This window comes from Micromonospora sp. NPDC000668 (genome assembly GCF_042897975.1).
GTDB lineage: Bacteria > Actinomycetota > Actinomycetes > Mycobacteriales > Micromonosporaceae > Micromonospora.
Window position 1 is genome coordinate 258644 of record NZ_JBIAYP010000005.1, and the last position, 13665, is coordinate 272308.

The following is a 13665-nucleotide window of genomic DNA, read 5'->3' on the forward strand; positions in this document are numbered from 1 at the left end:
GCAGGAGCCGTCGGTCCGCTCGTGGCTCCGTTCGGCGTCGGCGCCATGAGCGTCCTTGTCAACGGCACATCGGTCATCACCGCCGGACTCGACCACTGGTATGACGTTGATGACGGAAGCAACCTAGCGCTCGAGGAGTACCAGGAGCACGACTGGCGCCTGGAAGTCCGGCTAAGGGTCCCCGAGTTCCGGCTGCCGCCCGACTGGCGCCCCGGGGGCATGGGCAACGACACGCGCAACGTCAGGCTTGCCGTCCCGGTGCTGCGTTTCCCCCGGTTTCCAGACTGTCACGGCAACACCGAGGTTTGCACAGGGGGCCGGGAACCGCTGGCTCTCCTGGCGCTCGCCGCTCCGCCGCTCGCGGTCGACGACCCGGTCCGTCTCCTCGGCGTCGAGGACGCCCTGGCGCGCGCCCCCGTTGGACCCACGTCGGTTCGCTGAGGCGACAGACTATCGCTGTGCCAGAGGTACGCGGGCCCATCCACCTTGCTCACCGCGCATCCTCCGACGCTCCCACTGAACTGCCGGCCGCCTCACCGCCCTGAGGACTATGCATCAACAGATTTAACCCTGTACGCGTCAAAGACACCGTCCACCTTGCGGACCATGGCCAGCAGGTAACCCAGGTGCTTCGGGTCGGCCATCTCGAAGCTGAACCGGCTCACCGCCACCCGATCCCAACTTGTGGAGAGCGTGGCGGCAAGAATATTGACCCGCTCGTCGGAGAGCACCCGGGTGACGTCGGCCAGCAGCTTGTGCCGGTCCAGCGCCTCCACCTGGATGGCCACCAGGAACGTCGAGGCGGAGGTGAGCTTCCAGCTGACCTCGACCACCCGCTCGCTCTGCGCCCGCAGGTCCTCGGCGTTGGCGCAGTCGTCGCGGTGCACGCTCACCCCGCCGGAGCGGGTGACGAAGCCGAACACCGAATCCGGGGGGACCGGGGTGCAGCAGCGGGCCAGCTTGATCCAGACGTCGCTGACGCCCCGGACCACCACGCCCGGGTCGTTGCTGCTCTGTCGGCTGCGCGGCGGCCGGGTGGCGACGGCGGTCTCGGCGATGTCCTCCGCCGCGCCCTCCTCGCCGCCGTACGCGGCCATCAACTTCTGCACCACCGACTGCGCGGAGACCTGGCTGTCGCCGACCGCCGCGTAGAGCGAGGCCACGTCGGCCAGGTGCAGGTCCCGGGCGATCGACATCAGCGCGTCGGAGGTGAGCATCCGCTGCAACGGCATGCCCTGCTTGCGCATCGCCTTGACGATCGCGTTCTTGCCGGCCTCGATCGCCTCCTCGCGGCGCTCCTTGTTGAAGTACTGGCGGATCTTCGTACGCGCACGCGGGCTCTTGACGAAGCCCAGCCAGTCCTGAGTCGGGCCGGCGGTCTCGGACTTCGAGGAGAGAATCTCGATCACGTCGCCGTTGGACAGCGTCGACTCCAGCGGCACCAACTTGCCGTTGACCCGCGCCCCGATGCACTTGTGCCCGACCTCGGTGTGCACCGCGTACGCGAAGTCCACCGGCGTCGAACCCGTCGGCAGCGGGATGACGTCACCCTTCGGGGTGAAGACGTACACCTCCTGACTGGACAGGTCGAAGCGCAACGCGTCCAGAAATTCACGCGGATCCGCCGCCTTATGCTGCCAATCCGCCAACTGCCGCAACCACGTCATCTCATCGATGTGCGCCCGCGGCCCGACGATCTGCGTGCCCTTGTACTCCTTGTAACGCCAGTGCGCGGCGATGCCGAACTCCGCGATGCGGTGCATCGCGTACGTGCGGATCTGCATCTCCACCGGCTTGCCGGTAGGCCCGATGACCGTCGTGTGCAACGACTGATACAGGTCGAACTTGGGCATCGCGATGTAGTCCTTGAACCGACCCGGCACCAGCTGCCAGTTGGCGTGGATCACACCCAGCGCCGCGTAGCAGTCCCGAACCGTGTCGACCAGGATCCGTACGCTTACCAGGTCATAGATGTCATTGAAGTCGCGACCCCGAGCGATCATCTTCTGATAAATCGGGTACAGGTGCTTCGGCTTGCCGGTGAGCTCCGCTTTCAAGTCCGCAGCGCGAAGGTCGGTCAGTACCTTGCAGGTTATCTGACGCAATTGGGTGTCGTTCTGTGGCTGGTGTTCAACCGAAAGCCGATCAACCTCGGCGTAGCGCTGGGGGTATATGGCCTGAAATGCCAAATCATCGAGCTCTCGATGGATTCGGAAGATCCCCAGGCGACTCGCTAGTGGACTATATACGCTGAGGGCTTCCTTCGCTATGCGGCGCTTTTCCGGCACCGAGTAGAGGCCGGGAGAGCGAAGCACTTGCAAGCAAGATGCCAAGATGATCATTAAGACGCGGGGGTCAGACGTAGCATATATGATCGCTCGTTGGCTTACTTGGAAACCCGCCGCCGCAGTTAGTGTAATGGACGCAACGCGAGACGTTTCCTGGACAAGTTCGGACACCTCGTCGCCGAAGGTGTCACGCACGTCGGACAGTGGGAACTTCGTCAGATGTAGCAGGGTCGTGGCCAGCACGGTCGCATCCATGCCCAGTTCGACCAAAATCTTGAGCACCGCGAGAGCGTGATCGAATATAGGATCCTGACCATTCTTACCTTTTAACGTTTGTAACCTTTGTGAGAAATCGTAGGCGCGTTCGAGTAGTCGAACATCTTGGATCGGCTGAGCAAGTTGGTGACCCTCGAGCAACTTCGCCAAAACATCACTGCCATCCGAGACGCCAACAGCTACACGCTGCCCTGTAAGTAGCGAGAAGGGACGCCATACCTGCCGGTGTACACGACCATTTGGCAGCAGGACTTCCCGTTCGAGAACAGTACCGGCCGCTTTAGACCCTGAAGCGGGCTCCATTCTGTGAACTACCTCGAGAGCTAACCTTCGGTCAAAAGCTAGAACTGTCACATCGTTCACGATTTGGCGCAGGAGCCCGAGGCCTCTCCTGTCGCCCACATCTACGAGCGCCTCAGCGCACCATCTTCTGTCAACACCATCCAGGGTTGGGTCGTCCGCAAGCGTAGCCAGGAAATCTCGCCAAGACTCCACCTGCAGGCGTGCAATGGCATTGATCCCACCCTTCGTATACCCGCAGGAAGTCGCTGCGATGGGAATTACGTTGTTCGATTCCGAGGTGAGAATATTCGAAAGAAGTGCAATCGCCCACCTACGTCTAGCATGATCAAGGTTTCGCCTCAGCGAGGTCGCTTGAAGTGCATCCTTGGCCCGGCCATAGTCAAGGTGACACAGCAATTCAATCGCAGGCTGCAGATTCTTACTGGATCTCTTCATAGCTATGGCAACCAGAGCATTCGTAGCCTTTTCGATAACCCCATGGTTCAAGCTAGATCCGTCAGCGCTGAGGCAGCATATCAGTCGACATCCATCTATTTGGCCCTTGGTTGTCAGACGTTTCAGCAGCGGCGTCAGGTCTTGGTCTCGGGCCCAACCGTCTATCAAGAATCTGAGGAAGGACTGTCGGGTGGTTAGCCATTCTTGATTGTCAAACCAAGAATGGCGATCCCAAACGCTACGAAGCTGACGTGCACTTTCCTCTCGATTTTTCGTGATGAAACGGGCGGCCAAGAACTCTTCTATCGTTTTGTGAGAAAATACGAAGTCGCCCCCGCGCTCCGTCAAGACCCCGCTTCGCCTGAGTAGCTCCCCTAAGAGAGACTGCCACGCAGGAGCAGGGAGATTGTCCGGCTTGAGGTGGCGGGTCCACGAGTCCAACGCCTGGACTGCCGCACCCCGTTCTTCTGATTGATGCGACCAAGCCAAGCGCTCCACGAGGCTAGTCCCATCCCTAAGCAACTGTTCGCCGGCAGTAACAGCATTAACCCCATATCGCTCAGTTATCAGATTGATCTGGTGACGAATTCCATTCCGAGAGCCCCTATACTGACGCTCCAAGAGTGAATTCACGAATGTCTCATAGAGTTGACTACGGCCCGTAGGAAAGAGCTGATCCGGATAGACGATATGAAGCTGACACAGCATCACAGCCATAAGCGGATTTCGAGCAAGTTCGCCTAGATTGGCCTCGCTTGCCTTATCTACGAAGCGTTGCGCAGTCCGTTGCGGCACCTCCGACCCAAGATGCGCTAGCCAGCCCTCCGCAAAATTATAAAGCTGCTGCCTGTCGAAGATAAGAAGCTCAAAAACCGCGAGTGTTGGGAAGATGCGTCGGGGCAATAGGTTATCAGGCCGGCTCGTAACCACGAATTGGTCAACTCCGCTGCCAGTTTCCTCGACGCACTCGTGAAGGCGCCTGATAATCGCGAGGCGTTGATCGGAGCTCATGACTTCGTCAAGGCCGTCGACCAGAAGCAGCCAAGAGGCGCCGTTCGTAGGCGGTTTACGGAAGAAGTCTGCAGGCCATGATTCCGGTAGTCCAATGCTACTGAGATCCTCGTTCACACTTTTCGCAATTGCTTCCGGCAGTGGCTTCACGGGCACCAAGTCCGCAGCAAGGACACGCACCGGGACCTTCGACGTTAAGCCATCCTCGAACTTGCGTATTAGGGTACCGGTTGCAGTGCGGAGCAGGCTGGACTTGCCGGATCCGGCTTCACCTAGGACGATTGAGCTGGTCTGATTGTCGAATATTTCTTCTGAACGAATTGCCTGGCCAGACTGGTGTGTACCGACGTCTTCGAGGCTCTCGTTCGCCTCGACGAGCTGCTGAACGTAGACCGCAGACAGCGGAGGTTGAGGCGTGTCAGGAAATATAGCGGGATAGGGATGAACGGTTGTTGCCTTCTTGGCCACTCTTAAGTACTCGCGGAGACGGGGGCCCGGGAACCGCCAGCCACCGGCAATTACCTGGGAATCCGTGAGGCTCATCAGCCAGTCATGGTACAACTGCTGCGTGCCTTGTAGCAGTCTCACGCTGTCGGCCCTGCTTAGAATTTCATCCGCGGAAATCATGTGAGCACTGCCGACTTTGTCTGATACAACAAGAAGACCACATATTGCGCCAGTGCGTCTATTTAGGACGGGGCTTCCACTGTACCCGCCAACGATTGGCGTCCCATAGACTCGGCCGAGATCGAGATCACCGACACTTAGCGACTCCCCCTGATAGGTAAAGGAAGCCGGCTGGCCATCCCGAAAGGGTCCAACAGGGCATCCATATGTCCACATGCGATCATCTACTGCGGCTACACCCGAGAGCGGCACAGCGAGCTTATTTAGAAAGCTTTCCTTAGCGGGAATTTTCAGGAAGGCCAAGTCAACGCCGTCAGGTGTACGGAAATATTGACTAGCCGCAGTCTCGAGGAAAATTTCTCGACGGCTCTCAAGGTGTTTCGCGCTGACTTTGGTCGGCATAGACTCAGGCGAGTCACCAAGAACATGTGCACAAGTTGCTACTAAATCGGCACCGATCAAGAACCCGGTCCCAAACCGGGACCTATTCTTACCTAAGGGCGGAGTGTTAATCGCGACAGTCGCAAACTTGGTCAGACGCTCCAAGACATCTGGCACATTCTCAGGAAAGTTCGCCACCCTATCCATTCTCAATGCTTAACACCCTAGCCGCTAGTCATACTTGAAACTACTGCGGGGTCGCCGATCGATGGATTTCCGTTCGCGGGAGGGATCCGCCTCCCGTGCGAATCGCTAGTTGATCTCCGGCCGGGACCACTCTAGCGCCACCCTAAATGCTGACTTCGCACTCGCCTTTCCGACCACCGCGACAAAGGACCCCGAACTGAGAGCGAACTCACACCCGAATTCGACGGTAATCTTCGAAACTTCGTCGTTCTGGAGTTTGCCGGAGATCTTTCGAGCCAACTCCGCTACCGCATCGAGCGCCCCGTCAAGCGAAGGGCTTTCTTGTCCAGCGATCTCCACCTCACTTCCTACATGAGACGTCTGGCCGACCTCTTGGCTAATCATGAATAGTGTGTGTTCGTCGATCTGCACTTCAACGAAGTGTGCGCGGTCCTGCGAGTCCCTGCCGTCGAACTCAATCAACTTCGCCGCCTTTCCGGAGCATTAACCGGGGGGGATCGATCAGTAGCGTAGCGTCACAGAGCAAGGGATGGATCCCCTGTTGGCTGGAGGTGCCTTCAACGTGATGGTTGTGCTCACCAGCCCGAACGACCCGTGCACACCAACCCTGCGATCCTGAACGTCGCGGAGATCGCCCGTCAGGTATCGGGCGCTGGACTGAAGAACTGACCGGCCATCCAGGCCCGCACGGTGTGGCCGGAGGTCACCACGAGCCTGCGCAATCTCGTCCAGGCAAACCTCGTGCTGACCGTTCCGAACATCGCTGCCTTGGTCGATCAGCTTCGGCTTGAGCACTACCCGCCGAACTGGCTTGACGACCTGCGTATCAGGGACGTCAGGGTGCTCGCCGATGAGGAAGGCATCCCCCTGTGCTGGGTTCCCCGGGCCGATGTGATCACCGCGCTCTCCAAGGCCAACCCGGAGCGGCGGCGGGACGTACTGCTGGAGCACCACGCCGGCGTGCTCGAGGACTGCACACTCGCGCTCGTTGAGGTGACGGCGCCTGAGCTGGCCGAGTACGCCCGCGCCGCCGGGGAGGTCATGGAGGCGATGCAGGCGGGCTTCAACCGGCCGGCGGAGGCATATGCGATGAAGTGGTGGACGCGGCGCTGCGCGGCACGCTGTTTAGCGACGTGCCGAAGACCCGCTTCTACAACCCCGTCGTCGCCCAGGTCGAGGAGTCTCGGGACTGCTTCCTTTCGGAGCTCCGCGAGTCGGCGACCCTGTGGCCGCTGATGCGGATCTTCGACCGATTCCATCCCGACCGCGGAGACGGCGTACCGCCTAGGGCGAACCGGCTCGCCACCGGGCACACGTCGACGGCGTGCAGTACACGCCTGCGAACGCGCTGATCGCGCAAATGCTTGCCGTGTCGATCCTGCGGAAGGTCCAGCAGTCGCTGACGGTTGCGGAATCGGGCGGGCTCGCAGGCGAGGTGGAATCCGACCCCGCCGCCTGATCTCGCCTACTGCCGCTGATCACGAGATTCTGGACGTTCCACCTGGTGAGCGACTTCGAGAAGAAGGCCGTCAACCTCAAGCTCTCCCTCGCCATTGACCAGGATCTGACCTGGGGGGAGCTGTTCCGGTTCGTCGAGCTGGCTCGCACGTCGGGCGTCGAGCCGACCGATCCGGTGCCGCTCGAGTACAACGAGCGAGACGACTCGATCCTGGACGGCATCGCCGTCTACCTTGCGGCCGAGGATCTGCCGAGCGCCGCGCAGCCCACCGTGTAGACCCACGACGCGAGAAAAGGCCCGGGAAGATCCGGCCTTTTCGCTGTTCACCGATAGCGCGGACGGTGGATCCCTGTCGGTACCACCCGGCATCATGGTGGTAGACGAACGAGAGGGGAACGCGTGGCGGAAGCTGTACGGCACATGAAGCTCGGCATCGACCTGAACCTGAGCCGAGCGGATCTGGGACACCCGGACCGACCGGGACTGTGGCAGGAGCTGCGGTCGCAAACGGTCCACGCGGGCGAGCTGCGGTGCATGGGTGCGTGCTACAAAAACGACCCGGACTGTCCCGAGTGGATGTATCTGAAGGGCAAGCCGGACGGGACCCGGCCTCCGCCAGGCTGTGCACCTCAACTCATCCGCGGCGAGGAACCATCCGGACGCCATCGAGTCCGACAAGCACAAGGCCCTCAAGGACCGGGTCGCCACCGTATCCCAGCGGGCCGGCTTCTCCGTCGAGGTGGAGGCTCGCTCGTCGACCGGCAAGCGAGTCACGGACGTGCTGGTGCGCGGCGAGGGCGGCCTTCTACTCGGGCACGAGCTGCAGGTGTCGAAGCTGTCCGTCCCGACGATCAACAGACGCATCGGGATCGCCCGCAACGACGGGGTGATGCCGATGTGGACCACCGACAACCCTGCCGTGCAGGTCGAACACCGCGCCCCCTGGGCCACGATCCCGCCGACGAACGCTGGGTGGGTCCGCACCGGCCACGAGCTGCTGGTCTCCGGGGGCGCCCGGTCGGCCGAGGTAGAGCGATGCGGCCGGCGTGGACCGTACTGCCCCGTCACCCGGGGGCACCCGTGCGGACAATTGCACGTCTACCTGGAGGCCGCCCGCGGCCTCAACCTGGACGCCTTGGTCGTCGGCGCGGCGGCGGGGGCCTGGCGGTCCCTCGAGCAGACCGACTCGCGTGGGCGGCCCATGTACTACTGGGTGACGGCCGACGACATGGAGCGGTACCTGAACGACCGTGCCGGGCGGAGGCCGGTCCCCAACATCGAGCTGGACCCCGATCTTGGAGACGGGGCGACGATCGTGCCGCGAGGCCTGGACCTCAACTGCGACTACGGCGTCGACACCGGGCATCGGCGGCCGCCGGCGGCGCCCCGCGATCCGCGCGGCCCGGTGGTGGTGGACCTGGGCAGCTCCGCCGCCATGAGGAGAGCGAGGGTCGGCTTGGTCTGGACGCACCATGCCACCGGCGACCGTCTCCCGTGCCGAATCTGCCACAACGGTGCGTTTACCCGAGATGAGCGCGGGCGGCCGTGCCACAAGGTATGCGCGGAGGAGGAAGCAGCGGAACGGCAGGGCTGACAGGGTCGAGCTGCCGCGAGACGCAACTGAGCGTCGCCGGACGGTAGACGGAAATGCGAAAGCGCCGGCCGGGTAGTAGTCCCCGGCGGGCGCTCGTCGTGCGCCGCCTGGCCTACCGCGGCCGGTAATGGCCCGGGTCCGGCTGCTGATAGGTCTGCTCACCGTGGTGGTCGTCAGGCTCATCGACTGGGCGAACCACCAGTGGATCGCCCACAGCGACCACAAGAGTCCGCAGGCTGAGCAGTCCGCCGATGGCGTAGAGCAGATGCACCCCAGGTCATCGCCGCGCATTTGATGGCGAACCTGCCGTCGCTCCAGCAGTTGCTGGCCTCGGGGCTGGTTCCGGCGGTCGCCGCGATCACGCAGGCCCGCGACAGGGCGCTGCTGGACGCGCTGCTCGCCATCGCCCCGCAGCTACCGCAGCTGGTCGACGCGGGTCTTTGCGGACGACTGGCCGGGATTGGTTGGTGGGCGGAGCGGCCCTCGATGGTGTTGCCGGCGAGGTGGCGGAGCCAGCCGGCGGCCCTTTGGGAGCGGCTGGCGTTGTGGAAGCAGATGACCAGCGTCGATGGTAGAGCTGGGTGACGGGACTGGGCTGATCTTTTGATGACAGACCCCCTGTGGCGCACCGGCGGGATATCGACGCGGTGCTGCGAGAGGGGCAAGCCGATGACACGGTTTAACACGAATAATTCCGGTTCTGCCATGGGCGGGCGTGGATGTCGTCGCCGGTTGGACCGTGACTCGACCTCGCGGAGATCATGTCGTGGTCGATTTGGCCGTCCAGCTGCTCTCGGGTTCCAGGGATACTGTTTGGATGAGTTCTGATCAGGTCATCGTCTCTGAAGCCGATGCGGAGGTCCCGCAGGACGCTGTTCTTGCGGGGTTCTACCCGCAGCTGTCGGCCGTGCCCGGCGCTGATGCCGAGGCGGTTGCACTTGGCGAACGGTACTGGGCCCTCAGTGGCTTCGATAAGACAGTTGATCCGCCCTCGGCGCTGTGGGCGGAGAAGACGACGGTGCTGTCTGACGAGTACGGCGTTTCCAACAGTCGGATGTACGTGCATGCCGCCGCCGGCGTGCGGGCGGTCCTGCCCTCGCTTTGTTGCCCATCGTGCGGTCAGCCGCTCTCGCTGAGATCTCGGCAGAACCTGGTAAAGCTTCTGCTCGGCGACGCTCCCGAACGATGCGTCGACTGCGACCAAGAACTGATCAAGGCTGTCGGGCGAGAGACCACGCCTGCGGCGATGCAGAAGCGCCAGTCTGCGCGCCAGGCCGCCCGAAGGCGCGGGCAAGCGATGCAGGCACAACAGCTGTGGAAGGCCGAGCAGACCGCCTACCTCGCCCAACGGTGTGCCGTCGACGTGACTTCGGCGCCCGACTGGCATGCGATGAGGAATACCTCTGTACGTACCGAAGCCGCCGCACTGGCGGCACTTCGGTATGGGCCGAGTGATACCCCGATTCCACCGATAGACGCCTGGCCGGTACCGCTCGCCCCACTCGATGAATTGACACTCGAACTGCTCCGCGACTGTGACAACGGCGGCTTCTTCGCGATCCACCCAGACTCTCCGTTAGCGGCGTTCGTCTGGACGCCGACCTTTGAGGAGTCCGTCGCCAAAGCTGACGGTGGTCTTTCGGACCTCGCACAGCCGGCATGGAGCCGTTACTACCTGTCTCAAATCTGCCGGTACGTGCCAGGCGGCCCGTCAGTCAGCACCGCCGCAAAGAACCTCGACGAGCATCTACTCCGCCAGCTCAACCCGGCACGGCTCACTCTTAACCGGCGCACCGAACTGCTGGAACTAGCCCAAGATCTGATCGCCTGGGAAACCCGCCGCTACTTCGACTTCCAGCTCGAAGAACACAACCTGCCGCCCATCCCGAAAAACCACGAGGCACGCTTCGATGAAGTCGCCCGACGCCTTGCCGCAGTCCGGTCGCTGGCCGAGTGTTACCACATTGCCTGGACGATGGCCCGCGCCGCCGCCGCAACCGCCCAAGCCAAGCAGTTCGCACCCAAAGCGAACATGACCACGCACGCCGTGAACCTGTTCGAGGACAAGGCAAGCCAGGCAATCGCGAACCCGAGCCTCTGCTTCAAGCCCTACCGCGAAGATACCCGCGTCCCCTTGTCGGCCCTGACCAGGACCGTGTTCATCAACCTGCTACATGCCGAGTCCATGTCGACAACCCTGGCCGGTGCAAACTCGATCATCTCCACCATGACTGCCGAGGCCGACCTAACCGACGATAACGACGGACCCTACACGGAGTACGCCCGCACCATTTCGCGGCTCGATCCCGAGTACGACCTGCACGCCGTCTACGCTGTCCTCGGCCGTGAAAGTAGCAGCGACGATCCCGTCATCGCCGCTGCGGCCACCACCCTCGTCCTGGTTGTGGAAGACATGCGCATCGTCGCCAGAGACCTACGCCTCTCGCTCGCGGCGGCTGTCAGCTCCTGCAGGCTGGTGACCACTCGCACGCTCGTACCCGACCCCCGGGGCGAGAGCGACGTCATCATCAGCCAGCCAGTGGGGCTATACCTGGCACACCTCATGCACGAGGCTGCCGTAACCCTCGGTGCCGAATAGCCGAAGCGTATCGGCCGGATGACCGACCCTTTCGCGACCGCGGAGACTCCGCCTGCCGTACTCGATAACACCATCTACGACGGTGCCATGGTGCTCGCCGTCGAGCGCCATCTGGCTTACGGGCTGATGTACCGGTGCCGCGTAGATGGTGCTCTACCCCCTGGTTGCTGGCCGTGGTTACGCGGTGATGGTGTTCCGGGGCGCCACGACCAGTGCCCCCGCCGAGGGGCTGGCGACCTTCGCCGGCTGACTGGTCCTCACCTCGCCGCCACCGCAGTCGGGTGGCGGTCGCGGTCCTCATCGTCGCCTGCCCGTGCGCCCTCTGGCCCGGCCACGCCGCCTGCCCTGCTGGTCGGCATGGGTCGGGGGGCCAACTCGGTGTCCTGATCCGGGCACCTGGCGACAGGTGGAGCCTCCGAGCGGCCGCGGCGATCCTCGACGACCTGCCAGCGCGTGTCCAGCAATCGGAGCTAGCAGGGTGTCGACAAGCGATCGACGTGTGCACCGACAATCTGTTGACATCGGCGACAGTCAGTTAGAGGGCGAGATCGAATAGGGTCAGCAGCAGGTCCGGACCGACCGTAGGAGCTATCGGTTATGCCGGGGTGGCTGAGGTGAATGACGAGGAAGATGTCTGACGTTCCTGGCCGCGACCATCGCTGGCTGCCGCTTGGTCGCCAGCTCGCACGCCTGCGCGTAGCCGCTGGCTTTACCCAGCACTCGCTCGCGCCGCTGCTCCACTACGGCCGTAGCACCATCGCCAACGTGGAGGTTGGCCGCCAGCGGGCTCCGAGGCGCTTCTGGGAGCGCTGTGATGAGGTCCTTGACGCCGGCGGGCAGCTGGTCGCGGCGTTCGATCAATTGCAAAGGCTGCGGCGGGAGACTGGGGGCAGAAGCTGGACAGCGCAGGGCTTTAGTGGAACGTCGCAAGTCAGGCTGCTCCAGCTCGAGCCGACAGAGGAGCAGGAGATGCGTCGTCGAGAATTCATCCGAGCAACAGCGGCGCTGGCAGTGTGCGGCGCAGCGCCAGCAACCTCTACGGCTGGTCGCCGAATCAGTCTCGGGGACGTGACGGAGCACGCGAGGCGTACCGTAAGACTTCGACGACTCGACAACTACCTCGGCGGTGCCGACACTCTGCGGCACTACGAGGCCGAGTTGCGGGCAACGACGTCCCTGTTCAACACGGCTTCGTTCGGCTCTTCAACCGCGAAGGCTTTGCTAGCGCTGCTCGCCGAGCAGACCCAACTGGCCGGCTGGGCGGCGTTTGACGCCGGCGATCATGATTACGCTACCGCGTTGTTCACCGCCAGCCGGCCGATTGCTGTGCAGGCGGAGGATGTGGCTCTGGCAGCCAACGCTTTGGCGCTGTTGGCCTATCTGCGGGCGAGTCTCGGCCAGCCCGACATCGCCACCGCCGAAGCGTCCAGCCTCCCCGTCAGCGCAGATGTGAACCCTGCCGTCCGAGCACTGCTGTATGACCGGCTCGCGTTCACCTACGCAGTCGCGGGCGAGGAGAAACGAGCCGGCGCTGCCCTGAACGCGGCACACGAAGCCCTCAACAAAGCCCGACTCGACACGCCACCGGACTGGGCTGCATGGGTCGATCACGACGAGGTCCAGATCATGACGGGTCGCGTCTGGTCTGAACTAAGGCGCCCCCTGCGCGCAATACCTGAGCTGGAAGTGGCCTTGCGGCGGCTCGATGACGCGCATGCCAGGGACAAGGCTCTTTACTCCACGTGGCTCGCCGAGTCCTATCTCGATGCCGGTGAGCTCGAACAAGCAGCAGCGATACTGGACCGGTCGAAGCGTCTCTGCACCGGCGTTGGATCCCCTCGCCCGGCCATCCGCATCGCCGTCGTCCGCAAACGCCTCCCGCCCTACCAGGACGAGGACGCAGGGGACCGCCGGGAAGTCTCCCTGTAGGGCATCAAGGTTACTCCCGCTGAGGCTCGTCCGTCCTCTCCGTGATGCCGCGTACCCAGGCAAGGTAGGGCTCGGAGCCGGCGATGACCGGCAGCGCGATGATCTCCGGGTTGGCCCACTCGTGGTGCGCTCTGAGATAGCTCTCCAGCTCTTGGTACTGCCCTCTGCTGGCCTTAAGCACCACCTGCCACTCCTGGCCGGTGCCGAAAGTTCCCTCGTGCCAGAACAGGGACTCCACCGGCCCGATAATCTGGCCACCAGCTGCCAAGCGAGCCCGTACAGCCCCCTGGGCCAACCGCTGCGCGGCTTCACGGCTACCGGTGGCGGTATACACCTGCAACACCTCACTCATGCCGGCGACACTACGCATCGCGTCGACGCGGACATCAATGGGTGCAGACGCCGCAGCCATGCGAAGTCGTGTCGACGGACTGTCGATGGCCATCCGCTGGGGCGAGGTGACGAGGAGCGGCACCGCGGCGGCGAAGGATGCGCTTGAGGGTGTGGGTTCCGCGTGTTGAGTTCGGCTCGTGTTGCCGGCCGGCCAGCGTGCCCA

Annotated in this window: 11 protein-coding genes and 1 pseudogene; 8 read left to right on the plus strand and 4 right to left on the minus strand. The window is 63.0% G+C overall.

Annotation, left to right across the window (positions count from 1 at the left end; genetic code table 11):
* Nucleotides 1-21 precede the first annotated feature (21 nt).
* Entirely contained in the window at nucleotides 22-441 is a 420-nt protein-coding gene (locus tag ACFY29_RS25805; protein WP_386990284.1) for a hypothetical protein, read from the plus strand.
* 107 nt (nucleotides 442-548) lie between these two features.
* On the opposite strand, the gene ACFY29_RS25810 is transcribed toward ACFY29_RS25805, so the two are convergent.
* From ACFY29_RS25810 to ACFY29_RS25820, 3 genes and pseudogenes are all read right to left on the minus strand, one after another.
* The gene (locus ACFY29_RS25810; RefSeq protein WP_386990812.1) at nucleotides 549-4940 is read right to left on the minus strand and encodes a RelA/SpoT family protein; all 4392 of its coding nucleotides are present in this window, start codon (nucleotides 4938-4940) and stop codon (nucleotides 549-551) included.
* Between the two features lie 45 nt (nucleotides 4941-4985).
* Nucleotides 4986-5528 (minus strand): annotated as a pseudogene (locus tag ACFY29_RS25815) (serine protease); the annotation flags it as partial.
* 105 nt (nucleotides 5529-5633) lie between these two features.
* Nucleotides 5634-5990: a CU044_2847 family protein gene (locus tag ACFY29_RS25820; RefSeq protein WP_386990286.1), complete on the minus strand. Its 357-nt coding sequence runs from the start codon at nucleotides 5988-5990 to the stop codon at nucleotides 5634-5636.
* Nucleotides 5991-6218: 228 nt separating this feature from the next.
* Between ACFY29_RS25820 and ACFY29_RS25825 the strand changes: the two genes are divergently transcribed.
* The 7 genes from ACFY29_RS25825 (at nucleotide 6219) to ACFY29_RS25855 (ending at nucleotide 13109) form a co-directional block, all read left to right on the plus strand.
* On the plus strand, nucleotides 6219-6764 hold the full coding sequence (locus ACFY29_RS25825; protein ID WP_386990288.1) for a hypothetical protein: 546 nt from the start codon (nucleotides 6219-6221) through the stop codon (nucleotides 6762-6764).
* 88 nt (nucleotides 6765-6852) lie between these two features.
* Nucleotides 6853-6987 carry a hypothetical protein gene (locus ACFY29_RS25830; RefSeq protein ID WP_386990290.1) on the plus strand — a complete coding sequence of 45 codons (135 nt, stop codon included), beginning with the start codon at nucleotides 6853-6855 and terminating at the stop codon, nucleotides 6985-6987.
* Between the two features lie 45 nt (nucleotides 6988-7032).
* The gene (locus ACFY29_RS25835; protein WP_386990292.1) at nucleotides 7033-7263 is read left to right on the plus strand and encodes a hypothetical protein; all 231 of its coding nucleotides are present in this window, start codon (nucleotides 7033-7035) and stop codon (nucleotides 7261-7263) included.
* Between the two features lie 346 nt (nucleotides 7264-7609).
* Nucleotides 7610-8581 (plus strand): hypothetical protein, encoded by a 972-nt coding sequence (locus tag ACFY29_RS25840; RefSeq protein ID WP_386990294.1) that lies wholly within the window; start codon nucleotides 7610-7612, stop codon nucleotides 8579-8581.
* Nucleotides 8582-8875: 294 nt separating this feature from the next.
* Nucleotides 8876-9166 carry a hypothetical protein gene (locus ACFY29_RS25845; RefSeq protein ID WP_386990295.1) on the plus strand — a complete coding sequence of 97 codons (291 nt, stop codon included), beginning with the start codon at nucleotides 8876-8878 and terminating at the stop codon, nucleotides 9164-9166.
* A 232-nt stretch (nucleotides 9167-9398) separates the two neighbouring features.
* Nucleotides 9399-11180: a hypothetical protein gene (locus ACFY29_RS25850; RefSeq protein ID WP_386990297.1), complete on the plus strand. Its 1782-nt coding sequence runs from the start codon at nucleotides 9399-9401 to the stop codon at nucleotides 11178-11180.
* 630 nt (nucleotides 11181-11810) lie between these two features.
* On the plus strand, nucleotides 11811-13109 hold the full coding sequence (locus ACFY29_RS25855) for a helix-turn-helix domain-containing protein (RefSeq protein ID WP_386990298.1): 1299 nt from the start codon (nucleotides 11811-11813) through the stop codon (nucleotides 13107-13109).
* Between the two features lie 10 nt (nucleotides 13110-13119).
* On the opposite strand, the gene cutA is transcribed toward ACFY29_RS25855, so the two are convergent.
* Nucleotides 13120-13554: a divalent-cation tolerance protein CutA gene (gene cutA, locus ACFY29_RS25860; protein WP_386990300.1), complete on the minus strand. Its 435-nt coding sequence runs from the start codon at nucleotides 13552-13554 to the stop codon at nucleotides 13120-13122.
* Nucleotides 13555-13665 lie beyond the last annotated feature (111 nt).